Raw genomic sequence first — 22,800 nt, forward strand, 5'->3', positions numbered from 1 at the left:
TCAGAAGATAAATGAAACACTTAAAAGATTCTTCTGATGTCTTGTATATTGCAAGCTTTTTACTTGCAAATTGTATTTAATAATTTGAAATAATACTTTTTGCCAATTAACTAACTCTTAATCAAATTATAGAATACCTATTATTATTCATTATTGAGCACTCCAACCACCATCTAATGCGAAGGATGTACCTGTAATTGTTGTAGAACTGTCTTTTGCTAATAATAATGCCATATCTGCTATTGCTTTTAATGGTACAAACTCTTTTACAGCTTGCTTTCTTAGCATTACCTTTTCTACAACCTCTTCTTCAGACATGTCATGCGCTTTGGCTTGATCTTTTATTTGTCCTTCTACCAAAGGTGTTTTTACGTAACCAGGACAAATGGCATTGCATGTTATATTATGGTTTGCACCTTCTAATGCCATTACTTTGGTCATGCCAATAACACCATGTTTTGCTGCTACATAAGCCGTTTTGTATTCTGAAGCTCTTAAACCATGAACCGAAGAAATATTAATAATTCTTCCAAAATTTTGCGATTTCATTTGAGACCAAGCAGCTTTAGATGCATAGAAAGCGGCATTCATATTTATAGCGATGATGTTCTCGTATTTGGTATTTGGAAACTCCTCAATAGGAGATACAAATTGAATACCAGCATTATTAATTAATATATGAAGCCCACCAAATGTTTCAATAGTTTGTTTTACCAGATTTTCTATCGCTTCTGCTTCTAACATATTAGCATTAGAAAAAGAAGTTTTAACATTGTATTCCTTAGCTACAGATTGCGCAATCTCACCACCATTATTTTCTAAGCCATGAAACATAATATCGTAACCTTCTTTTGCAAAATGTTTTGCAATCCCAAGACCTATACCACTTGTGCTTCCTGTAATTAGTGCAACTCTATTCATCATTTAAAAAATTTAGCAACACATTATTAAAAGCCTCTGGTTGATCTATAACAGCACCATGTCTTGAATTCTTTATGACTACTAATGTTGCGTTTGGTAGTCTTGAGACATACTCTTCTTTAAAAGAAACTGGTGTATAATCCATGTCTGAAGCTACTACTAATGTTCTAGTTTTTATCTCTTTTAGCTTTTTGCCTAAACCCCAATTCATTAAAGTGGTAAAGGATTTGTAATAAGCATTGTAGTCATTTTGTTTGCAGCGTTCTTCAAATTCGTTTCTTAAATCTACTTGAGATGCCTCAGGAAACATGTTATATGAAATTTCTTTGGCTAGAGCATTAAGACCTTTGGTTTCTAGAAACTTTGTTCGACCATTGAGTAAGTCTTCGCCTATTTGTCCCATATCATTAAAATCTGGACCGCTGTTGACTATTACAAGGTTATCTAAATACTCCGGATGCTTTACTGCAAAGTCAAAAGCTACAGCTCCTCCCATAGAGAAACCTATTAGAGTTGCTTTTTTAATACCCAAAGCATCTAAAAAGCATTTAATATCCTCAGTCATTAAAGGTACACCGTATGCATCTTGTGGTTTTGTAGAATTACCATGACCTCTTAGATCTACAGCTATAACTCTAAAATTTTTAGAGAAAAACGGTACTTGGGCATCCCAGTCTTTTTTTGTAGAACCTAAACCATGAAGCATAAGTAGTACTTTACCACTACCATAATCTTCATAGTCTAGGCTTATGTCATTGACTTTAATTTTTGACATCTTTTAAAACTTAATCGTCGTTATTTTTTCTGTTTTTAAAAAAGTTAACGTTGTATTTAAGTTCGAATGAAATTAAACGTCCTATAGCAGGTGATGCCACAAACTCTCTCATATCAGTATCAAATAGGTTTGTTACATTTAGACCAAAAGATACATTGTCGTTAAGGCTGTACCCTATGTTGGCATCTACAACAAATCCTCCTAAAGGACCATAGTTCCATGTTCTTCCAACTCTGGCATTTTCTACAATTTCATTAACACCGTCTCCATCTAAGTCTTGTGTTTCAGCAGCTACATTAATACCAGAAAAGAAGTCATAATCTTCTATCCAACGGCCAAAAACTGCGCCATAGAATTTATTCTTATTATAATGTAAACCTAAAGTAAATTTGTTAGCAGGTGTGTTAATCGGTAATTCACTTTCTAAAACCACACCGTCTAGGTTTCCATCATTTGCTAAATCATCAGTATCTAAATTTCTGCCAAAGTAAGAGTAGTTAAGAGAAGTTCTAAAAGCGTCTGAGAAATAGTAATTTAACCCTATGTCTAATCCGTAAGTGTCTACACTACCAAAATTGCTGTACGTTAATAGAAAAGGAGACGCACTTGCACCTGGTGATACTTCATCTATTGGTGTATCACCTATGTGCGTTGCATATACATTGTTTGCTGCATCTACAATATTACGAAGTGGACTAATAAAATTTTCAGACATATTATAGTACACACTTGTGTCTAAAAATAATTTATCCGATAATTGACCTTTAAAACCAGCTTCAAAAGAGTTTATAGTTTCTACTTCTAGGGCATCCACAGTATTGCCGTTGCTTAATGTAAAACCTTCTCCGTTACCTAAAACTAATCCACCAAATAAGTTGCCTTTTAGGTTTAGGATAGATGGTACAGCCATACCTCGTCCATAAGTTAATCTAAATGTACCTGCGTCAATAGATTTAGTAATGGCAGCTTTTGGTAAGAAGTTGGTTCCATATAAATCATGGTTATCAGCACGTAAACCTAATAAGAAATTCCAACCAGAATCCATTTTGTATTCAAATTGGCCATAAACACCTGTTTGAGCTATATCTATAGGGCCATCTTGGTCTAATAAATAAGTACCTTCTGAGTCTGCCATATCTTTTTGATATTGTGCTCCAACAGTAAGATAAAAATCTCCCCAATTATTGTTGTATTGGGCTTCTGCATTAAAACGCTCTGAAGCATCTTTGAATAAAGCTCCTCTAGGAATAGCTATACCAAAAGCGGGTACCCATTGCTCATATAACGCACGTCTCCAAGATTCTTCTTCAGAAAAACCGTTCTCAATAAATGACACGTAGTTTTGTGTACGTTGATTTATAGCGTACGTTTCATCAGTTCTACTCCAAGTATAATATGCATTTGCAAAGAAACGATCTGACACAAATTTTAACTGAGCTAAATCCATAGTCCAGTCTTTTATTTGGTTTCTACCAGCATTAGTAACACCTAAATTAGTATTGTTACTGTGCCCATAATATCCTATTAATTCCGATTTTTTACCTGTTTTATAGTGTACTGCACCTCCATATCTTAATAAGTCAAAATCTCTATCTAAGTTCTTCTCTGTGTAAGCTGTTGTGCCAACATATACAGAATCTACATACTGAAATTCTCTACCAGCTGTTCTTTCTAAATGTACTTTATAAGACAGCTTATCATTAATTACCTGAGCATGACGTAAACGACCAGTAATAACGTTTTGGCTACCACCACCAAAAACTAAGGTGGTTCCTTCTGATGTTCTTGGGTTTTTTGTAATAGTACTTACCAAACCATTATGTGCATTTGGCCCATATAATGTTCCGTTTGGTCCTAAAAGTATTTCTACGCGCTCTATATCATCTTTTGTTACTGTAGAAAATGTACCAAATGGTAAACCTGTTGCAATTAACATAGAAATACGATCGTCAGTTACCTGAAGATTTTTAGAATTAAAAGCCGAGTTAAACCCTCTGATATTTATACCTGTACCTAGTACACCTGTACGAACAAAATCTACACCTTTTTGTCTTGCAGCAAGTTCACCAATATTAAAACTCGGAAACTCTTCTATATCTTTTGCTCTAATAACACTTACAGATGCTGGCACGTCTGTAATTTTTTGTGGTTGCTTGCTCGAAGTGATAATAACTTCATTGAGCATACTGTCAGACTCTTTTAAAGAAACGTTAGTAGTTGTGGTTTGTCCTGCAGTGACTGTTACACTTTGAGTTATAGTTTCAAATCCAACATAAGAAAAGGAAATATCATAAGTACCTGCAGTAACATCATCAATGGTATATTTTCCATCAAAATCAGTTACAGTTCCTTTGTCTAAAGATTTAATGTAAACAGTGGCACCAGATAATGGCATGCCATCTTCAAGAGTTATTTTCCCTTCTATTTTTCCGGTGTTTTGAGCACCAGCCAACAGAGAGCCAATAAAGGTTAGTAATAGTAATAATTTTTTCATGATTATAGATTAGTTGTTTAGTTACATTTTACTGCAATCTATTATGAAATCGTAAACATGTACGCTTAAAAAAGTGAGTAATAAAATGTGACTTTATCTACGTTGTTAAAAACAAAACTTATTTAAGCACTTGTTAAACAGTGATTTGCTGGGTGTTTTTAGATGTGTGACTTTAGTTTTAAAAACGCCTCAGGAAGGTTGTTAGATAGCTTATCTATAACCTTAAACATCAATTGTTTTTGGTTTAAAGTAGGTTGAATATGCTTTAGCGGTTCTTTGATTTCATCAAGCAAACGATCTGAATTTATTTTACCTTCCATGTATCTTGAAAGCGAAATACTCCATGAAACATTTGGCACATAATTTATTTTTCTTGAACGTTCTTTTTCTCTTTCAATAAGGTTGAATTTTGAAGACAATTTTAAGACTTCATCATACTTCTCTTTAGCAATTAAAATATTAATATAAGAGGTGAAAAAATGATGCCAGCGATGTTGAAGCACTTCGCTCTTATATTTTTTCAGAAAGGTTTTAGCAGTAGCCTCTGCGAGTTCAGCTTTACCCAATTCAGCATGAATTCTTATTAAATACGAACAAAATCCAATTTTTTGGTGGTAATTGTGGACATCTCTATACAAGTCTTTATAGTTTTCAAAAAGTGTAAAAGCTTGTTTTGGATTGCCATTACGAAGTAAAATTGCTGCCAAATTGTTTACATACATCAAAGTATCATTATTGTTTTGACGAATAGAGAGGTATCCGTAATATTCTGCTTCCTTAAATTCATTTTGTTTTGAATGCAGCAACACTCTACTAGCATAATAATTTGAGAGTAGACGTCTGGAGTACATTTCGCCTTTACTAAAATGAACATCTATCTCATCGAACAAAGATTTTAACTTGTTGTTTTCGTTATAGTTAGTATACATAAAAGCTAATAGAACAAAGGCTTGATATCTGTTTTTTCCATCAAGAGTTTCGTCATTAAACACTTCGAAAAGCCAAGATTCTAAGTGCTTTGTCTCATTGTTATTTAGTGTATATTGGTTTGTAATTTCGGTAGTTGCTGCATAAAGTTTTTCATGTATGGCAATAGATTTTTTATAGGCTGATTCGTAATTGTTCAAAAAATCTGCGATGATCTCATGGTCTTTATAGCGCATTCTTACCAATAAATAAGATTTGTATTCTTTAGCAAGTCCGTAAAGACTTTGAAAATTATATTCAACAGTTTTATACTGTATAACATACTGAAGAAACTCTAGTTCCTCATTTGAGGTAATGGCATCCGTGAGTATTTTCTTCTTTAAGGTAATGAGCCAGTCTATGGTGGCATCTACATCGATATTGGCTAGCTTTTTTTCTACCCAGTCCTTAATGTAGGAATACTTTCTTTTGTTTATTGCGGTATCAAAATCTTTAAATTCTAACTTAGACAAAGCGTTAGAGATTAAAAGATTTATAATTTTAAGTTTTTCGTCGTCAGTAAATTGGATTACGGACTTAAGGTAATTAGCTTCGTGAGGTAGAATGGTTTTGCTAAACTCTGTAAATTTTTTGAGTTTTTGTTTCATGTGTTAATATTTATTGTTTTTCAATGGTCACATGGAACATCTCATTATCATTTTCGCTATATGATTAATAATTAATCCTCTTCTACAAATTCCCTAATTAATAAATTAACGTCTTCAGGTTTTTCAAATTGAACAAAATGACCAGATTCATCAATGTATTTTACAGTTACCGATTTGATTTGTTCTTCTGCAATTTCGCCAACTTTTTCCACAGATAAAGTTGGATGAAAGTAACGATTTGGAATAAGCATATCGTTTTTTCCAAAGAGGACTAATGTCTTTTGGCTGATATCTTTTAAGTCTTCAAAAACAGGATCGTCAATCATTCCAGAAACACTTTTTACAATAGCTTCGCAATGTGCATCAAAATCAGAAGAGGACTTTATCTTTATTCTGTCTTCAATCATTTTAGAAACATCTTCTGGTTGCTTATAAAAATTCAGGGCATAGTTTTTTCTTATTTGTTCATTTGTAGTATGTTTCACCATATCTGCGGTGTAGATGCTTTTTATCATATCTCCTTCGGTTTTAGTAAACTTCTCTATACCTGCAGGTGCCACTAAAATGAGTTTATCAATAACATTTGGGTGTGTAGTTGCAAGTTTTATACTGGCTTGTCCTCCCATAGAGTGACCCACTAAAACAACGTTTTTCAATTTTAATTTTTGCAGAAATTGGTAAGTAACATCAGCAAAAAATGTAGATGTATAGTCTGCTTTTGGTTTAGAAGACTTGCCATAGCCAGGTAAATCCAAAGCAATACACGTGTAGTTTTTACTTAAGGCTTCAATGTTTTTAGACCACGCATCAGAATTACTACTTAAGCCATGCAAAAACAACAGTGTTTTTTCTCCATTACCTTCCTTTACATAGCTAATATTTAAGCTATCTAAGGTGATTGATTTTGTTTCGAACTTGTATTCTGAAAGGACTTCTTTCATGGGTTTTGTTTCTTGCTGTGAAAAAATTGAAGTACTAATTAGTGTGAATAATAGAACTAATTTTAGTTGTTTCATCTGTGTTATATTTTTACCGAATTGAAATATTTCAATAATTTTTTTCTAGACACCTTACCAATACTTGTTAATGGAATATCGTCTAAGAAAAAGATATATTTAGGATGTTTATAAGCTACTAATCTATCTTTTAAAAGTGCTCTAACATCTTTAGCTGTTAACGCTTTATTGGTAGGGGTTACAAAAGCAATGCCACATTCGCCCCATTTTTCGTCTTTTACGCTCAGTACAACTGCTTTTCTAATACCATCAAGAGCTTCAAGATGTGTTTCAATTTCTTGAGGGTAAATGTTTTCTCCACCAGAAATATACATATCATTTTTACGCCCTTTTATGTAAAGATAGCCTTCATGATCTCTGTAGGCAAAATCACCTGTAAACAACCAACCTCTTTTAATGTTGTTATTGGTTTTTACCGAATTGTTCCAATAACCAGGAGTTACAATGTTTCCTTTAATACAGAGCTCACCAATCGTGTTGTTTTTTACTACTTTTCCGTTTTTATCTACAATTTTAGTTTCGAGATAAAAGTTAGGCTTTCCTATGGAGTTAGGTTTTAATTGTGCCATTTTATGGTGAAGCGAGGTAATACTCGGACCTGCTTCTGTGAGTCCATAACCAGGCCTTATATAAATGTTCTTTTCGGTTTTCCAGTGCGACACTAATTCTGGCGGGACCTTTTCACCGCCAGAGATTATGTATCGTAATTTTTTTAAGCTAATGGCTTTAAAACTTGGGTCTTTTTGCATCATTAACAACATAGTCGGCAATGCCATAAAAAGTGTTGTTTTATTGGCTTCTAAAAGCTGAAGTACCTTTTTTGGGTCAAATTTTTCTAGCATTCCAATATGTGCTCCTTTATGCAACAATGGTGTTAAAAACACATTCCAACCCGAAGTGTGATAGGGTGGAAGCGTGTTTATGGTAGAATCTCTAAACGTAATACCCAATTGCATGGACGTATTCAGGCTATTCCAAAACAGCATTTTATTGGTGTAGATGACGCCTTTTGGGCGACCTGTTGTACCAGAAGTATAGAATATAAATAGGGGACTACTTTCCTTTATTTTGTATGTTCTAGGTTCAACATTTATAGTGTCGTCAAGATAAAAATGTCTTACATCTTTAATGTTGAAAATGTGCTTACTTGTTATGTTAAGCTCTTCAAATTTTTCAAAATGATTATAACTATAAATAAAAAGCGTAGGAGTACAGTCTAAAATCAGCTTCTGAATTTCGTTAACTGGAAACCTATAATTCAAAGGCACCAGAATAATCCCAAGGCGTTGACAAGCTACAAATAAAACAATGTATTCTAAGCCATGCTCAGCTAAAATGGCGACTCTATCTCCTTCTTGCAGCCCTATCCTTTTAAACTTTTCTGCTAAACGATTAGCGTAAGTATTAAGATCGCTAAAGGAATACTGCTCACCACTATCGTAAGAGGTAAGTGCAATTTTATTTGGCGTGTAATCTGCCCATTTAGCTGTCCAGTCTAGCGTGTTCACGTTGTTTGTTTAAATCTAGTTTGTAAAATACGAATCCTATAATTAACGAAGAAACGATGCCGATAGCAGCAGATACTCCAGGGTTGTTTACAGGTTCTTGCATGTAAGGTGTTAATCTTCCGTAGTAAATGCCAAAGTGCACGATAATTGCTATAATACTAGCTATAAGTACAGAGCGCGTGCTTACATTTTTTAAGAACGTGCCGAACAATACAGGAACAAAAGCTGCGGCAAAATAGGCATAGACACCATTTTGAGCAAAAATAGCTACACTTACATCTGGTGACTTAATTTGTTGCCAGCTTAAAACAAAACTCACAACTGCCAGACCTACAATCACTATTTTATTTACCATTATAGTTTTGTTTCCTAGCTTATGTTTTGAAATAGGATCAATAATATCTGAAGTAATAGTAATGGACAACGATTGAATTAAACTTTCTAAAGTTGAAAGTCCTGCTGAAATTAAGCCAACAACAATTATTAAACCTACACCAACCGAAAACTTGGTAACCACATAGGTTGGAATAATTTCATCCATTTTTAATGTGTTGCCGTTCACCATAAAATTTGGGAAACTGATTCTTGCATAAAGGCCTACAACTACTACCAAAAAGAATACAATCATAAAGATAATTCCACTAGCTAAATAGGTGTTTATTTTACTTGAATCTTTTAATAAAAGCGATTTGGTGATAATATGAGGTTGACAAACGACAGCAACACCAATGACGATTTGTGTAACAATAATTTCAAAATAATCTCTAAAAAGAAAGCTACTTTCATTAGTTGGTTTGGTGAGATTTGGATCAATTGCATTGAGTTTTTCTACTATACCACTTATACCTCCTGAAAAGAACTCCCAACCAGAACCTATTAAAATCAAAGCCACAATAAACATAATTATAGCCTGAATGGTATTGGTGTAAACCATAGAATTTGCACCTCCAAACATCATATAACCAAATACAAAAGCTGTGATAGAAAGTAAAACATAAAAAGGATCTGCGTTCAATGCTTTAGAAATAACCTGTGTTAATCCTACATTAATCAGAACAATAAAAGTGATTAAAAGCAAGGCAATAATTCCGAAGAAAAAGGCATAGTTTTTACTATTGTAGCGTTTACCAATCCACTGGGCCATTGTTGTTGCTTTTACTGCATTCCCTTGCTTTACAAAACCTTTAGTAAATACAATGAGCGAAATAAATGCAGCAATAGGTAAAACAAGTGCAAAAGAAATAATGCCTGAAAAACCATAAAGTGCAATAAAACCTGGATTGATTATAAACGTGGCTGCACTCGTCATAGACGCAGCTAAAGATAAACCAACTACCCAAGCTGGAAAACCTAAATTGCCAACAGCATAGTCTTTAATATCTATGTTTTTACGTGCCCCACGTACTACAAAATAGAGTATAACTAAAGCATAAACTGCTAGTAAAATACACATGTAGGTTACCCATTGGTCTGATGCTATCATATTTATAAAGTATCTTACTAACAAATAAAAAAGAAATCTATAACTAATAGATAATGTTTTCGCATAAATATAGTGTGACTATTAATTGTATATAAATTATTTTAGTTAAATATCAATAAAATTCAATATAAATAGGTGTGTGACTTTTAAAAAAAATAGCGCAACTCAATCAAAGTTGCGCTATAAAGAATACTTCTGAATTTTCTTTTTATACAGTTTCAGTTTCCAGTGGCTGTGCCTCTGGAAAATCAACAGGTACTTGTGTGGTACTATGTACATAATTAGAGATGGTTTTGTCACCAACTAAAGAAATGGTATCTATTAAATTAGCTTTGGTGTAGCCAGCGTTAAAGAAGTTTTCTAAAACATCAGCATCTGTACGACCTCTATTTTCTGTAATGTTTTTTGCTAATTTTGCTAAAGCATCTAATTTGCTATTTACAGTAGAAAAACCAGCTCTTAACTCTAAAATTTGTTCATCAGTAAAACCATTCATTTTACCAATCGCTGTATGGGCAGACAAACAGTAAATACACTCATTTACTTGGCTTACCGCTAAGTTTACAACTTCTTTTTCTTTTGCAGATAAAGATGTCTTTGCATTAGCAAAGTTTAAGTAGTTTTCTAAAGCAGTATCGCTATGCGCATAAGTTGCGTATAAATTTGGTACAAATCCTAAAGCTTTTTTAAGGTTGTCAAAAATTGCTTGGTTGTTTTCACTAACGTTTTCTCTTGTTGGTACATTAAATGTGCTCATAATTTTAATTTTTTATGCTGAATGAATCAGCGATTGTTATTTAATTTTTTTTGATGGTACAAAGTTGCAGTAGAAAGGGAAGTAATAGAATGAAAATACTTCCCTTGTACATGTCATTATTTCCTTAAGGGTTAATGTGTGGTTTTTCTGCGTCGCAGTAATAATCATGCAATTGCTCATGCTCACAATGCGTATTAGATAATTTGCTTGTTGCAATACGTCTAGGGCTTTTTGCGAATATTTCAATAAGATTGAATATTGATTTAATGGAATGTTTCATCTTTTATAGTTTAAAAATTACACTACAAAGATGAAGTATGAGGTAATATAATAGAATGAAGAATTTACCCTTAATCTTGTCAATTTTTCCTAAGCAAGAGTGGTAAGTGTTTTTTTGAATTCAGAAGGCGATTGAGAGGTGTATTTTTTAAATAATCTGCTGAGGTGAGAAGCGTCATCAAAACCGATGTCGTAAGCAATTTCTTTTGCAGATTTATCTGTGTAGGTAAGTAATCGTTTAGCTTCTAAAACAATTCTTTGATGAATAATTTGTAACGGACTACGGTTAAGCTTTGCGAAATTGTTAGAGAGCGTTTTGGGTGACTTGAAGAGTTTTTCAGCATAAAAAGACACACTATGTTCTTCTTTAAAGTGCTGTTCTACTAATACGTTAAAAGCTCTCAACAAATCTACTTTAGAACTTTTTGGAGTTTCGATAATGCCTTCTTTTGCTTTAAGTAATCGTGTACTTTTAATTATAAATCTACCCATCAACATTCTAAGCATTTCGGCTTGTATATTGTCTTTAGTTTCTAGCTCGTCAATAAAGATTTCATGTAATGTTTTATATTTCTGTTGTTCTTTTTCGTCTAGACTAATTATTGGAATATTAGTATTTCCAAAAAATAACATTCCAGCACAACTCACTTCTTGGTCATGATCTTTTATGCAGTAGAATTCTCTGTTAAATTGATATAAAATTACATCTCTACCACTAATATACTGTATGTATTGTATAGGTGTAAGTGCTAAAATATGATTTGCTGGTAGCGTAATAGGAACACTGTCTATTACAAGCTCTACAGGTTGAGAGTTGGCCCAGATAAATGTGTAAAGATTAATTTGTTGCGCTTTTTTAAATGGAGTAAGGTCATCGGAATTACCAATATTAAAAATTGCACCTGTAGAAAATTCGCTAAAAGTATATTTCATGTATATGTAAGTCTATATACACCATAAAACATTACAGAACTAAACGTCTTTATGCAACTTTTTTAAGAAGATCAAAGCAAGGGCACTTTTTGCAACGTTTGTGTTCTGCCTTTTTATATTTCTTGCAGCATTTAGACTTTACTTTGCCTAAAGTTTCTATACCAGAAGTTTCAAGAACTTTAATGCGTTCTTTTTTAAGCTTCTTATCTTTTTTCTTTTTGCCCATATTGACTAAAAATCAACTGGGCAAAAATAACTATTTTAATTTGTTCTAAATAAACTTTAACATTAAATACCTGCTCCAGGTGTCTGAGCAGCAGAGCTTACGGTTAATTGCTGTATATCTCTGTCAAATAAATAGAGCCCTCCTTTATCATCTCCAATCATATTTATTTTGTCTAAGATGGTTCTGGCAACAGCTTCTTCTTCAATTTGTTCAGCGACATACCATTGTAAGAAGTTGTGTGTGGCATAGTCTTTTTCTTGTAAAGAAATATGAACAAGTTCGTTAATACTCTCAGACACAAACACCTCATGCTCTAAAAGCTTTTGAAACATTTCTTGAAACGAATTGAAGGTTACATTAGGTGCGTTTAACTCAGAAATATGTGCATGGCCACCACGCTCATTAACAAATTTCACCAGCTTCAGCATATGCTCACGCTCTTCATCAGACTGATCGTACATAAAATTTGAGATGCCTTCTAACCCTTTTACTTCGGCCCAAACGGCCATTGCTAAATATACCTGAGACGATTCTGCCTCAATACGTATTTGTTTATTTAATGCAGCTTCTATTGATTTTGATAACATAACCCTTTAGTTTTCTATAAAAATAATAACTAATAACTTAAAACTTAGTTAATAGTTGATGATTTTGATTATTCATATTTAATCTAATTTGGACATGAATTTTGATTTTACGTCATAATTATTTCATATTTGTAGCGCTAATGAGAACAACAATAGTACATAAAGCACTAAAATCACTGATGTGTCAGTGGGATTATCGCGGAAATAGTATCGAATTATTTCAACGAGAAAGGACGTTATGTATCTATTTTAGTCATCATTAACAGATGATTTAGACTTAAACCATTATTATAGATTACAAGCGTCCAAGAAATTGGACGCTTTTTTTATCTAAAAACATAGCGATTGATAGGAATAAACATGAAAACTGAAAAAAAAATCGAAACTAATTGAAACAAGATTTTAAAAACTAAAATATAAGCTTTGAAGATTAAGCAATTGGGAGACAAACGTTTGCGAAAAACCTTCAAGTATCTGCATAAAGCGGACAGGATTTTCTTTGCTTAAAAACAAATATAAATATCTGATAATCAATAAATTAAATTGAAATTTTATTTGGAAGTTTCAAAAATTCAACTTTATATTTGCACCGCAGAATCAAACAAACAGATTCGCATTTAAAACAATAACAACAAAAACAAGAAGCCATGCTAAAGTATTGTATAGCATTTCAAAATTTTAACCAGCCAACAAGTATGGTTGAACGTGACCTCGAGTCGTATAAAAAATGGCTTCGGTATATTTCTGAAATATCTGCTTATAAATAGACAGATCATCTTCCAGAAAAAAAATCCGAAGCAATAAAACTGTTTCGGATTTTTTTATGTCTCAATATTAAGATTTAATCAAAAACAAACAGTTTTAAAAGCATCCATTAAAGGCGATGCGTTTAAGACAGTATTAACTATTGAATAAAGGAAAAATGGGAAATATATTACAAAATATACACTTGTTTAGAGCAATTGAAGCTTACCCTTGGGAATTAGAAAAAGCAGTAGAAGCATTACACTACGCTTTGTCTTACGACCCAGAAAATGCTAAAGCGTTGCACTTAATGGCAAAAGTATATGCAGAGCAATTGGGTGATTACGAAACAGCCAAGACATATTTCGAAAGTGCTTTAGCGAGCAGATTGGATTTAACAGATATTTATCCAGACTACATACGGTTATTAACCAATAATGAGGACTTTGAAGAAGCTCAAAAAGTTATTGATTTTGCCAAAACTGTAAAAGGTATAGATAAGGCTGGTATAGCGTTGGCACAAGGCCAATTGTTTGAAAGTATGGCTCAGTTTGAAGACGCAGAACGTGCTTTAAAAGAAGCAAAGCAGTTAGCGTTGAATGATGATTTTATAAGTTTTGTTGAAAATGTGTTGTCTCGTGTAAAAAAGAAAAGAAAAGCACAGGCAAACGAAAACAGAATATTAGAAAATCAGGCCAAAAAAGAGACTGAAACACAACCAAAAAGTTGGTTTCAGAATCGGTTGAATAATTTCTTGTAATTAAAAAGAAAGCGGAATAACAAATCGGCAGACCTTGGTTTGCCGATTTTAAAGACAAGATGGCTGAAGGGTTAAGGCAACAGACTGCAACTCTGTTTTTTATGAGTTCGAATCTCATTCTTGTCTCAAATTTGGGAATTCGTCAGCGTTGGAGAGCTGAGACTGTCTGTAAAACAGTTGTATTGTACTTAGAAAGTTCGAATCTTTCAATTCCCACAATATAGTATCGTAGTTCAATGGTAGAGCACTCGGTTGTCTCCCGAGAAGTTGCGAGTTCGAATCTCGTCGGTACTGCAAAACAGAACAAGAGATGAGAAGTTTACCCTGAGCGCAGTCGAAGGGAATCTCGTCGGTACTGCGAAACGCTCCGTTGGTCAAATGGTTTAAGACGCCGCACTTTCTATGTGGAATTAAGGGTTCAATTCCCTTACGGAGTACAAAATGAGGTATAGCTCAGTGGAAGAGCGTCACGCTTACATCGTGAAAGTCATAGGTTCGATCCCTATTACCTCAACAGTTTGCAGTAATGGCGAAATGGTAAACGCACTCGATTTAGAATCGAGAAATTGGGAGTTCGAAATGCACAGCATTCACGAACACATAAAACAATGGAAATGATGTGAGCTAATCTCTCTTCCTGTACAAATGCTCCACTAGCCCAAATGGAAGAGGCAAAGGTTTTAAGCACCTTTAAGTCCAAGTTCGAGTCTTGGGTGGAGTACAATAAGCTTATGGTGTAATGGATAGCATTCAAAGCTACGGACTTTGAGGTATGGGTTCGAATCCTATTGAGCTTACAATATTAACCTGTGGTGTAATGGCAGCATTCAAGACTTTGACTCTTGAGGTAATGGTTCAAATTTATTCAGGTTATCAAAAATAGTGTCTATAGTGTAATACTTAGACTGAGCTCAGTACAAGTTCATCGCACAAGAGGTATATCCTCTAAGATCGAGTTCGACCCTTGATAGACGCTTAAAAAGGAACAGTAGCAAAGTTGGTCAATGCACCAGATTGAAGATCTGGCGATACAGGTTCAATTCCTGTCTGTTCCGCTAATAAATTGTATAACTAAAAAGTGGAAATCATGAAACTAACTCAGCAAAAATGGAGAAACATGAGCGGTAAGGTATTTGATGAGCCTATTACCAAACTTGTGAAAGATGCTATTGTTAGAGAGCAAAAGGCAGGACATCGCCTAAAGATATGTGTGGGTTCGGATTCACAAGCGTACCAAGATTATATTGCTTATGCAACAGTAGTTGTGGTGATACGCGAAGGTAAAGGTGGTTTTATGTTTATCAGAAACCTAAAGGGTAACACAAAAATTGGCCTTAAAGAACGTATGCTTAAAGAGGTAACAATGTCTGTTGAAGTAGCTTATGCTATATGCAATATTCTTGAAGCTTACAACGTAGAACTTGAAGTACATGCTGATATAAATACAGACCCTAAGTTTCAATCTAACGTGGCACTGAAAGATGCTATGGGTTACATATTAGGAATGGGCTTTGTGTTTAAGGCCAAACCTTATGCATTTGCAAGTTCGTCTTGTGCAGATAAAGTTGTATAAATAATTATAGAATAATTTAGAAGAAGTCTTTTGGAATCAGACTTCAAAGTAGTGCTCTGCCAGACTAAGGAGCTGGCAGAGCTTAATAGAAAATAGAAATATGAAAACTAAAATAACAGGACACGATTTAATCGCTTTAGGTTACAGACAAGGAAAATGGATGAAAGAGGCTATAGAACATATTAATACCAATGCTCTAGAAGGTGAAGCTTTATCTGCCTACTTAGAACAGTTTAAGTTGCCAGATCCTATGAGATTGCATCAAAAGCCAATTGAGTTTTCCATCAATATAAAAGCTGAAAATGAATTGGAAGAAGACAATGTATCTAAAGTCATAAATTCTATGCAGACTTTAATGAAAACTCCAACCTTGGTTGATGGTGCCATTATGCCAGATGCCTGCCCTGCAGGACCAGACGGTACCATTCCTGTTGGAGGTGTTGCTGTAGCTAAAAACGCCATTCATCCAGGAATGCATAGTGCCGATATTTGTTGTTCGGTAATGTTGACGGATTTTGGTAAGTCAGATCCTAAAGCTGTATTAGATGCTGCGCATACCAACACACATTTTGGACCAGGTGGACGCGATAGAAATACACAATTTAGATTCCCTAAGGAATTATTAAATGCTTTTGAGGATAATGTGTTATTGAATGATAAGGAAATGATAAAAATAGCACGCTCGCATTTAGGGACTCAAGGTGATGGTAATCATTTCTTATTTGTTGGTAGGTCTAAAAAGACAGGAAATACTATGTTGGTGACCCATCACGGATCTAGAGGTCCTGGTGCGAAATTGTATGGTAAAGGGATGAAAATTGCAGAACGTTTTAGACGCGATTTATCTCCGGATACTAAAGCGCAAAATGCTTGGATTCCTTTTGATACTGAAGAAGGGCAAAACTATTGGGATGCTTTACAGGTGATAAGACAATGGACCAAAACCAATCACAAAGTGATTCATAATGCGGTAGCTGAAACCTTAGAGATTGCAGTTGAAAACAGATATTGGAACGAGCATAACTTTGTATTTAAGGATGGTGACTTGTTTTACCATGCTAAAGGAGCGACACCATTGGATGCTAAGTTTATGCCAGACATTACTGGTCCGAGATTGATTCCCTTAAATATGTCTGAACCTGTTTTGATTGTTGAAGGTGCTACAACAAAAACCAATTTAGGTTTTGCACCACATGGAGCTGGTAGAAATGTAAGTAGAACTCAACATAGAAAAAGCAAAACAGGAAGCATAATGCAGATCTTTAAAGAAGAGACACGAGGATTGGATGTGAGGTTCTTTTCTGAGGAAATTGATATTACTGAGTTACCTAGTGCTTATAAAAATGCGAAAGCTGTTAGAGCACAAATGAACGAATTTGGTTTAGGCAATGTCATTGACGAAGTGATGCCTTACGGTTGTATTATGGCTGGTGACTGGCAGAAAAACGCACCTTGGAAGAAGCGTAGAGAGCATAGAAAACGTAATAAACGTTAGATTTTATAAAAGCGCTAGTACTAACTAGCGCTTTTGGTTTTAGAATAGAATTCTACTTTTTAACCAATTCAAACCTAAAATCTATATCAACTTCGTTAGATAATTTATTAGCAACAATTTTTGGAATTTCAATCTCAAAATCTGATGCTAACACCTTAAAATTACCTGAAATAATAATTTTTTCATCTTCCTTTTTTAGGGTTAAAGGAATGCCTTCAACTTGTTTTGTGACTCCATGAAATGTTAATGAACCATCAATTGAAGTGTTACTTTCTTCATTACTTAAATTGTCAAAATCTAGGCCATCAACTTTTCCTTTAAAAGTAGCTTTTGGATGCTCATCAGATTCGGCATAATTTTCATTAAAGTGTTCTTCCATCAAAGCATTTTTGAATCGGAAGCCTTTTACTAAAGCTAAGGCTGCAAATTCCCCATTTTCGGTATTTAATATAGCTGTTACAGATTCGTTTTTTGCAGCAACTTCTTCAAAAGAAGGTACAGAGGCTTCAAAATTTAATTGACCTGTTTTGGTTAGGTATTTGCTTTGAGCGATTGCACTTATGCTTATTGAGAATAGTGCTAAAAATATGATCTTTTTCATAACATATTACTTTAGTTTTCTAGTAGACCTTCCTGTTCCCATTGAATAACAAGATCTATTAAGTTTTGTGGTAATCTTGGACCTCCAAACGGCATTACAAAACCAGCATCTGTGGTAGAAATACGTCCAATTAAATCTCTGTTTTCTATAGCATCTACCACATCGTTATAGGTTACTAGAGAATTTGGAGCTCCGTTAATTGGAGGACTATTGTGGCATGAAATACAATTGGTGTTTATTATAGATTTTATATTGTCTTCGTAGGTTACAAATTCTTCAATAATAATAGCTTCTGTTAAGTCATCTTCACTGTTGTAAGAACAGTTTGTAAAGCAGAATAAACTTGCAAAATATAAGAGGTATTTAAATTTCATAACTATTAATTTTAAAACACACGACTTAAGTTAAACCCAAAATAGATGTTGCCATCGCTCCAATCTCCTGTGGCTTGCCCCAAAAAACCATTGGTATTCATGGCTTGAGCGTTAGAAAAATGCATTTGAAATACGTGTCCTCCAGTTTCTAAATCAAAACCAATAGAAAGTGGATTTTTAAAAGGTGAGCCATCAGCTCTGTTAAGATGACATCCGTAATCTAGGTTTATAGACCAACGCTTGCCTAATTTTTGTCGTCCTCCAAAACCAATAGCATATTGCGAGTTGTGCTGTTCGTCATAAGCCACAAAATTGTCATGAAAAAATGTTGGTGCCACTTCCAATGACAATTTTGAACTTACTTTTTTAGATATAAGCAATTGCGCTGTATATCCTAGACGATCCCTAAATTCTAACTTCGGTAAATTTTCTTTTTCTAATGCGGTATTTATTAAAATCGAATTATAGGCAACTATGGTAAATGGAAACCCATTTTCTTTTTGTCTTACTAGTCTGTATTTAGCTGAAGCTTCATAAATTTTTTGAAATGAGCTACGAGATACACCAATATTTACTCCATCAGTGATACCATAAACAAAATTTAGTCTGGTAACAGCATCATCTAGTCCAAAGAAGCTATCAAATCCATTTTCGATGCTACCAAATCTGTGCGAAACCATGAAGGTCAACTCTTGTTTTGCAACGAGTTTGGTAGATTCAAAGTTTACGATTTTTAGACCTTTAAAAGCTGCTGTTGCATATTGGTCTCCATTAGAATCTGTGTCAATTTCGCTAAGTAAATCATCTCCTTGAGCCGTTAAAATTTGGCATAGCAATAGCATGATGAGTATATGTAAGCATCTCATTTTTAAATAATTAAATTATGTAATTCGGATTATTCTCTAGCTAAAACTGTTTGGTTTATTGCTTTACAAATCGTTTAGTTTCTTCTCCGTTATCAGAAGAAATTTTAACTAAGTATACACCACTATTCCAATCAGAAACATCAATTTTTGTTGCTGCGCTTAGTAATTCCTGGCTTATAACCTTTTCACCAAGAATATTATAAACCTCTATAGTACTATTTCCTCCAGTGGTTTGAACAAGAACATTGAGTATAGAATTTGAAGGATTTGGATATAGTGTTATATTCCCAACTTGCTCAAAATCTTCAATGCCAAGTGTACTCCAATAAGCCACACCATCTTGCGAACCATTACCTGTATATTCAAAAGGAGGAGCAACATTTATAAAAGTGCCAGCATCCCAAATACCTTTAGCTACTGCTACAGATTCTCTTTGGTGACCTGCATTTCCCCATTGTATGTAATCTTCCATTGCGGTATCAGACCCAAAACTGTTAGTGTTGTAAAGTCCAAATTCTCCATCAGCAACGGCAAAATTAACTGAGCTTGCAATATTTATTTCTTCTCCTGGATTTAACATTACTGTACTTGTCATAGAGCTAACTTGTCCGTAGGCTGGGAAATTACAAAACCAATATCCTGAAATATCTACAGTTGATGATCCGAAATTTTTAAGCGCTACTGAGTTGGTGCTTGGGTCTAGTTTAGAGATTCTAACACTTCTGAACGTTATCCATTGTTCAGCACCATTTTCTGTGCCTGAGCCACTATAAGCAAAAGGTGCAGTAAGATCTACAAATGTACCTGCTGTCCATATCCCTTTAGCAACGGCAACAGATTCTCTTTGGTGACCTGCGCTTCCCCATTGCATGTAATCTTCCATTGCAGTTGAAGAACCAAAACTATTGGTGTTGTATAGACCAAATTCTCCATCGGCTACTGCAAAGTTTATTGAGCTCGCAATATTTACTTCTTCACCAGGATCTAAACTAGCCACAGAAGTCATAGAGCTAACTTGTCCGTATGCAGGGAAGTTACAAAACCAATAACCAGATATTGGGACGTTTGTACTACCGTAGTTTTTTAATGTAACAGAATTTGTTGCAGGATCTAGCTTTGCAATTCTTACTTGAGCGTTAAGACTTGAAAAACTTAGCAAGACTAACACTAGTAGAGCAGTTGTTTTTAGAAAGTAATTGTTCTTCATGATTTTTTATTTTAATTGGTTAATAATAGTGCATTGGTCTAGTTTTACTTGTTCTAGCAAATCGTCATAACCAATAACACGTCCTTTTATTTTTATGTTTTCATTTTTTTCTAATGAGGTTTCAAGATTGTTTGAGAATTGACAGAATATTTTATCGTCAATAGTTATATCATTACTATTGATATCTGTTATTAATCCTGAAACCTCAATAGTTTTGTTTAAAAATTTTTGTTCAGCGGAAGTAGAATTTTCAGAAAATAATTGATTTATTTCCGAAGAAGTCATCGTGAATTCTGCTTGTTCACTTTCAATATCTCTGTGGTCTTGGTATATATAATTGTAGCCAAAAATTGCTACAACTATTGCAATAACCAATATTAGTATCCACTTGCGCATTGCTTGGTGCTTTCTAATTAATTTCTTTCAAATATTAAAGTGTCTACACTTCCATCTCCACCACTAACATCTCTTAAGCTAATCATGTTATTGCTGTGACTAATGATATCCCAATCGTCATTTAAATCATCAAAATCATGATCATCAGGTACAGGAAATGATAAATTAAAGTCTATGTCACTGTCTGGACTATCATCATTACTATTACTGTCGGTAACAGACCAAGTGCCATTGTAAGTTGTATTACCGTTAGTGGCTGTAATACTACCGTTGGTTCCAAAAGTAAAAGTGTAACCATTAAAGTCGTTGGTCTCATCTGTGCTTGAGTCTATGTAGCTTGTAATTACCCAATCTCCAGATTCTACGGTTGTTTCAATTTGAGCTATTTCTTGCGAATTATCCGAATTACTTCCATCATCGTCATCAGAACATGTAAAAGACATTAATGAAAAACTCATCATTAATAAAATGCTGTAAAAAAATCTTGTTTTCATAATTAATTGATTTTAAGGTTTGTTATTAATTACAGTTATTTTCATAACGTAATCTGTCTTCATCGCCAACTCTTAGGTCTATTTTTGTTTCGTCAGAACAGTTTTCTATTTCGTGCAAAATCCAATTGTTATTGCATAATGGTAAAGCTGGGACGTTAATTAAAACTTCGAGAGTATTGCCAGAGCCACTAGCAGTCCATGTACCATACTCTATTATGGAGTTCCAATACACAGACATAGTGCCATCGCTAAAAAAGTTGAACTCGTAGCCATTGTATGCATTGTCGTAATCATTTCCATCGCGCTCAAGTTTATCAACTTCCCAATCGGTGCAGCTAATAAGTAAATCTTCTAATTGTGATGGTGTACAGTCATCACAATCATCATCGCTATAATCATAGTCATCATCTTCATCACATAAATTAATAGAATAGTCTATCACTATTTCCAATTCATCAAAATTGTTGATTACAACTTCAGAATTGTCAAATAAGATTAACGTTAAGGGAAAATTTAGGGTGGTTATATTGTCTTCATCAAGATCATCTATGAAATCAAAAAGTTGATTATCATTTTCAATTGTAATAGTTTCTAATAGTTCATTATTTGGGTTAAATATTGAAGCTTCAATAGGAAATGTAAAATCGATACATTCTATATCATCATCATATTCATTTTCTCCATTACAACTATCAGTGTACGACTCAAATTCTGCCAAAGTGTTTATGGTTACTTCTGAGTAATCTGATAAAACAATTGTGATAGGAAACTCAATGTTTAATGTATTGTCAATTTCAGATTGGTCAAAAACACACTCAATAACGGCATAGTCACTTGCCGAATTTACGTCTATTTCCACACCATTAACATTTACAGTGTAAGGAAAAGCAATATCAAAACAATTTGCTCTATCAACTATATTATCTAAAGAGCCATCATTAGAAGCAGTTCTTTTAATAAGAGCAGCGACATTTGTATTGGCCTCTAAAATTTCTTCTTCAGGTGTTTGAATAAACTCTCTTTCTTCTTTTCTGCAAGACGAAAAAGCGAAAGTGATAACAAAAAGGATTAAAAATGTTTTGAGTTTCATAATGACTAAAGTTTTTATTGCCATTTAATATATAACAACTCACTTTTAAAAACTACTGAACTTTTTTCAAAAAAATATTTATATACCTTTAGACAAAACTTTTTAACCTTGTCTAAAAGTCTTAACGATAATATTTGTGAAGAAGCGGCATTTGAGCGTGTTTATAATAAATACTCAGATGATGTTCACAATTTTCTATATTATAAATACGGCTCTCAGTATAATCCAAGAGACAAAGCACAAGAAGCTTTTATAAAGTTGTGGGATAATTGCAAGCAGGTAACTTTTGCTAAGGCTAAGTCTTTTTTGTTTACGGTTGCAAATAATTTGATGCTTAACGAAATTAAACATCAAAAAGTGGTTTTAAACTACCAAAAAACCAAATCAAAACAGTACACAAACGAAACTCCAGAATTTATTATGGAGCAAGAGCAATATTTGGAAAAATATAAAAGTGTACTCGCCAGTTTAAAGGAAGAGCAGCGTGTGGCTTTTTTATTAAGTAAGGTTGAAGGAAAGAAGCACAGTGAAATTGCCGATATGCTGGGAGTTACCCAAAAGGTAGTGGAATATAGAATTTATACCGCTTTTAATATTTTGAAAAAGGAGCTTGAAAATTTTAAAATAAAATAATCAGGAGATTTGAA

The 22,800-nt window shown here is 33.8% G+C and carries 22 protein-coding genes and 7 tRNA genes; 11 read left to right on the top strand and 18 right to left on the bottom strand.

The window, feature by feature from the left end:
- Nucleotides 1–150: 150 nt before the first annotated feature.
- The 11 genes from V1468_RS05100 to V1468_RS05150 form a co-directional block, all read right to left on the bottom strand.
- Nucleotides 151–924 (bottom strand): 3-hydroxybutyrate dehydrogenase, encoded by a 774-nt coding sequence (locus V1468_RS05100; protein WP_331809150.1) that lies wholly within the window; start codon nt 922–924, stop codon nt 151–153.
- Complete coding sequence (locus V1468_RS05105) at nt 914–1,696, bottom strand: alpha/beta fold hydrolase (protein ID WP_331809151.1); 783 nt, start codon at nt 1,694–1,696, stop codon at nt 914–916. The genes V1468_RS05100 and V1468_RS05105 overlap by 11 nt, the downstream gene beginning before the upstream one ends.
- 10 nt (nt 1,697–1,706) lie before the next feature.
- Nucleotides 1,707–4,190, bottom strand: a complete 2,484-nt coding sequence (locus V1468_RS05110) for a TonB-dependent receptor (protein WP_331809152.1) — start codon at nt 4,188–4,190, stop codon at nt 1,707–1,709.
- Nucleotides 4,191–4,348: 158 nt separating this feature from the next.
- Complete coding sequence (locus V1468_RS05115; RefSeq protein WP_331809153.1) at nt 4,349–5,764, bottom strand: tetratricopeptide repeat protein; 1,416 nt, start codon at nt 5,762–5,764, stop codon at nt 4,349–4,351.
- 71 nt (nt 5,765–5,835) lie between these two features.
- On the bottom strand, nt 5,836–6,780 hold the full coding sequence (locus V1468_RS05120; RefSeq protein WP_331809154.1) for an alpha/beta fold hydrolase: 945 nt from the start codon (nt 6,778–6,780) through the stop codon (nt 5,836–5,838).
- Nucleotides 6,781–6,785: 5 nt separating this feature from the next.
- Complete coding sequence (locus V1468_RS05125) at nt 6,786–8,288, bottom strand: class I adenylate-forming enzyme family protein (protein WP_331809155.1); 1,503 nt, start codon at nt 8,286–8,288, stop codon at nt 6,786–6,788.
- Nucleotides 8,263–9,771, bottom strand: a complete 1,509-nt coding sequence (locus tag V1468_RS05130; protein WP_331809156.1) for a sodium:solute symporter family transporter — start codon at nt 9,769–9,771, stop codon at nt 8,263–8,265. Before V1468_RS05130 ends, V1468_RS05125 begins: the two co-directional genes overlap by 26 nt.
- Nucleotides 9,772–9,979: 208 nt before the next feature.
- Complete coding sequence (locus V1468_RS05135; protein ID WP_331809157.1) at nt 9,980–10,528, bottom strand: carboxymuconolactone decarboxylase family protein; 549 nt, start codon at nt 10,526–10,528, stop codon at nt 9,980–9,982.
- A gap of 124 nt (nt 10,529–10,652) precedes the next feature.
- Nucleotides 10,653–10,808 (bottom strand): hypothetical protein, encoded by a 156-nt coding sequence (locus V1468_RS05140; protein ID WP_331809158.1) that lies wholly within the window; start codon nt 10,806–10,808, stop codon nt 10,653–10,655.
- Nucleotides 10,809–10,897: 89 nt separating this feature from the next.
- Nucleotides 10,898–11,740 (bottom strand): helix-turn-helix domain-containing protein, encoded by an 843-nt coding sequence (locus V1468_RS05145; protein WP_331809159.1) that lies wholly within the window; start codon nt 11,738–11,740, stop codon nt 10,898–10,900.
- A gap of 288 nt (nt 11,741–12,028) precedes the next feature.
- Nucleotides 12,029–12,553 (bottom strand): ferritin, encoded by a 525-nt coding sequence (locus V1468_RS05150; protein WP_243473265.1) that lies wholly within the window; start codon nt 12,551–12,553, stop codon nt 12,029–12,031.
- A 922-nt stretch (nt 12,554–13,475) separates the two neighbouring features.
- On the opposite strand from V1468_RS05150, the gene V1468_RS05155 reads away from it, so the two are divergent.
- From V1468_RS05155 to V1468_RS05200, 10 genes are all read left to right on the top strand, one after another.
- Entirely contained in the window at nt 13,476–14,057 is a 582-nt protein-coding gene (locus tag V1468_RS05155) for a tetratricopeptide repeat protein (RefSeq protein WP_331809160.1), read from the top strand.
- 53 nt (nt 14,058–14,110) lie between these two features.
- Nucleotides 14,111–14,183, top strand: a tRNA-Cys gene (locus V1468_RS05160).
- 96 nt (nt 14,184–14,279) lie between these two features.
- Nucleotides 14,280–14,351: transfer RNA gene (locus tag V1468_RS05165), tRNA-Asp, on the top strand.
- 70 nt (nt 14,352–14,421) lie between these two features.
- Nucleotides 14,422–14,494 (top strand) — tRNA-Glu (locus V1468_RS05170).
- Between the two features lie 5 nt (nt 14,495–14,499).
- Nucleotides 14,500–14,571: transfer RNA gene (locus V1468_RS05175), tRNA-Val, on the top strand.
- A gap of 6 nt (nt 14,572–14,577) precedes the next feature.
- Nucleotides 14,578–14,699 (top strand) — tRNA-Leu (locus V1468_RS05180).
- Nucleotides 14,700–14,704: 5 nt separating this feature from the next.
- Nucleotides 14,705–14,778, top strand: a tRNA-Leu gene (locus V1468_RS05185).
- Between the two features lie 261 nt (nt 14,779–15,039).
- Nucleotides 15,040–15,112: transfer RNA gene (locus tag V1468_RS05190), tRNA-Phe, on the top strand.
- Nucleotides 15,113–15,144: 32 nt separating this feature from the next.
- Nucleotides 15,145–15,630 carry a ribonuclease H-like YkuK family protein gene (locus V1468_RS05195; protein WP_331809161.1) on the top strand — a complete coding sequence of 162 codons (486 nt, stop codon included), beginning with the start codon at nt 15,145–15,147 and terminating at the stop codon, nt 15,628–15,630.
- Nucleotides 15,631–15,730: 100 nt separating this feature from the next.
- Nucleotides 15,731–17,125, top strand: a complete 1,395-nt coding sequence (locus tag V1468_RS05200) for an RtcB family protein (RefSeq protein ID WP_331809162.1) — start codon at nt 15,731–15,733, stop codon at nt 17,123–17,125.
- A 52-nt stretch (nt 17,126–17,177) separates the two neighbouring features.
- Here the strand turns inward: V1468_RS05200 and V1468_RS05205 are convergent, their stop codons facing one another.
- The 7 genes from V1468_RS05205 to V1468_RS05235 form a co-directional block, all read right to left on the bottom strand.
- A complete protein-coding gene (locus tag V1468_RS05205) occupies nt 17,178–17,726 on the bottom strand; it encodes a YceI family protein (RefSeq protein WP_331809163.1) in 549 nt (182 codons plus the stop codon).
- An 11-nt stretch (nt 17,727–17,737) separates the two neighbouring features.
- The gene (locus V1468_RS05210) at nt 17,738–18,100 is read right to left on the bottom strand and encodes a hypothetical protein (RefSeq protein ID WP_331809164.1); all 363 of its coding nucleotides are present in this window, start codon (nt 18,098–18,100) and stop codon (nt 17,738–17,740) included.
- An 11-nt stretch (nt 18,101–18,111) separates the two neighbouring features.
- Complete coding sequence (locus V1468_RS05215) at nt 18,112–18,942, bottom strand: DUF5777 family beta-barrel protein (protein WP_331809165.1); 831 nt, start codon at nt 18,940–18,942, stop codon at nt 18,112–18,114.
- Nucleotides 18,943–19,021: 79 nt separating this feature from the next.
- A complete protein-coding gene (locus V1468_RS05220; RefSeq protein ID WP_331809166.1) occupies nt 19,022–20,173 on the bottom strand; it encodes a T9SS type A sorting domain-containing protein in 1,152 nt (383 codons plus the stop codon).
- A 6-nt stretch (nt 20,174–20,179) separates the two neighbouring features.
- Complete coding sequence (locus V1468_RS05225) at nt 20,180–20,569, bottom strand: OB-fold protein (protein WP_331809168.1); 390 nt, start codon at nt 20,567–20,569, stop codon at nt 20,180–20,182.
- Nucleotides 20,570–20,586: 17 nt separating this feature from the next.
- Entirely contained in the window at nt 20,587–21,063 is a 477-nt protein-coding gene (locus V1468_RS05230) for a hypothetical protein (RefSeq protein ID WP_331809170.1), read from the bottom strand.
- A 25-nt stretch (nt 21,064–21,088) separates the two neighbouring features.
- Nucleotides 21,089–22,153: a hypothetical protein gene (locus V1468_RS05235; RefSeq protein WP_331809171.1), complete on the bottom strand. Its 1,065-nt coding sequence runs from the start codon at nt 22,151–22,153 to the stop codon at nt 21,089–21,091.
- A 108-nt stretch (nt 22,154–22,261) separates the two neighbouring features.
- On the opposite strand from V1468_RS05235, the gene V1468_RS05240 reads away from it, so the two are divergent.
- On the top strand, nt 22,262–22,786 hold the full coding sequence (locus tag V1468_RS05240; RefSeq protein ID WP_331809172.1) for an RNA polymerase sigma factor: 525 nt from the start codon (nt 22,262–22,264) through the stop codon (nt 22,784–22,786).
- The last annotated feature ends 14 nt before the right edge of the window (nt 22,787–22,800 follow it).

Source organism: Winogradskyella poriferorum (assembly GCF_036553625.1).
Classification (GTDB): domain Bacteria; phylum Bacteroidota; class Bacteroidia; order Flavobacteriales; family Flavobacteriaceae; genus Winogradskyella; species Winogradskyella poriferorum.

Coding starts and splice junctions, on each gene's coding strand:
- V1468_RS05200 (WP_331809162.1), top strand. CDS start 15,731: ATGAAAACTAAAATAACAGGACACGATTTAATCGCTTTAGGTTACAGA.
- V1468_RS05220 (WP_331809166.1), bottom strand. CDS start 20,173: ATGAAGAACAATTACTTTCTAAAAACAACTGCTCTACTAGTGTTAGTC.
- V1468_RS05140 (WP_331809158.1), bottom strand. CDS start 10,808: ATGAAACATTCCATTAAATCAATATTCAATCTTATTGAAATATTCGCA.
- V1468_RS05210 (WP_331809164.1), bottom strand. CDS start 18,100: ATGAAATTTAAATACCTCTTATATTTTGCAAGTTTATTCTGCTTTACA.
- V1468_RS05135 (WP_331809157.1), bottom strand. CDS start 10,528: ATGAGCACATTTAATGTACCAACAAGAGAAAACGTTAGTGAAAACAAC.
- V1468_RS05115 (WP_331809153.1), bottom strand. CDS start 5,764: ATGAAACAAAAACTCAAAAAATTTACAGAGTTTAGCAAAACCATTCTA.
- V1468_RS05235 (WP_331809171.1), bottom strand. CDS start 22,153: ATGAAACTCAAAACATTTTTAATCCTTTTTGTTATCACTTTCGCTTTT.
- V1468_RS05100 (WP_331809150.1), bottom strand. CDS start 924: ATGATGAATAGAGTTGCACTAATTACAGGAAGCACAAGTGGTATAGGT.
- V1468_RS05230 (WP_331809170.1), bottom strand. CDS start 21,063: ATGAAAACAAGATTTTTTTACAGCATTTTATTAATGATGAGTTTTTCA.
- V1468_RS05155 (WP_331809160.1), top strand. CDS start 13,476: ATGGGAAATATATTACAAAATATACACTTGTTTAGAGCAATTGAAGCT.
- V1468_RS05130 (WP_331809156.1), bottom strand. CDS start 9,771: ATGATAGCATCAGACCAATGGGTAACCTACATGTGTATTTTACTAGCA.
- V1468_RS05105 (WP_331809151.1), bottom strand. CDS start 1,696: ATGTCAAAAATTAAAGTCAATGACATAAGCCTAGACTATGAAGATTAT.
- V1468_RS05215 (WP_331809165.1), bottom strand. CDS start 18,942: ATGCTATTGCTATGCCAAATTTTAACGGCTCAAGGAGATGATTTACTT.
- V1468_RS05110 (WP_331809152.1), bottom strand. CDS start 4,190: ATGAAAAAATTATTACTATTACTAACCTTTATTGGCTCTCTGTTGGCT.
- V1468_RS05205 (WP_331809163.1), bottom strand. CDS start 17,726: ATGAAAAAGATCATATTTTTAGCACTATTCTCAATAAGCATAAGTGCA.
- V1468_RS05145 (WP_331809159.1), bottom strand. CDS start 11,740: ATGAAATATACTTTTAGCGAATTTTCTACAGGTGCAATTTTTAATATT.
- V1468_RS05120 (WP_331809154.1), bottom strand. CDS start 6,780: ATGAAACAACTAAAATTAGTTCTATTATTCACACTAATTAGTACTTCA.
- V1468_RS05150 (WP_243473265.1), bottom strand. CDS start 12,553: ATGTTATCAAAATCAATAGAAGCTGCATTAAATAAACAAATACGTATT.
- V1468_RS05195 (WP_331809161.1), top strand. CDS start 15,145: ATGAAACTAACTCAGCAAAAATGGAGAAACATGAGCGGTAAGGTATTT.
- V1468_RS05225 (WP_331809168.1), bottom strand. CDS start 20,569: ATGCGCAAGTGGATACTAATATTGGTTATTGCAATAGTTGTAGCAATT.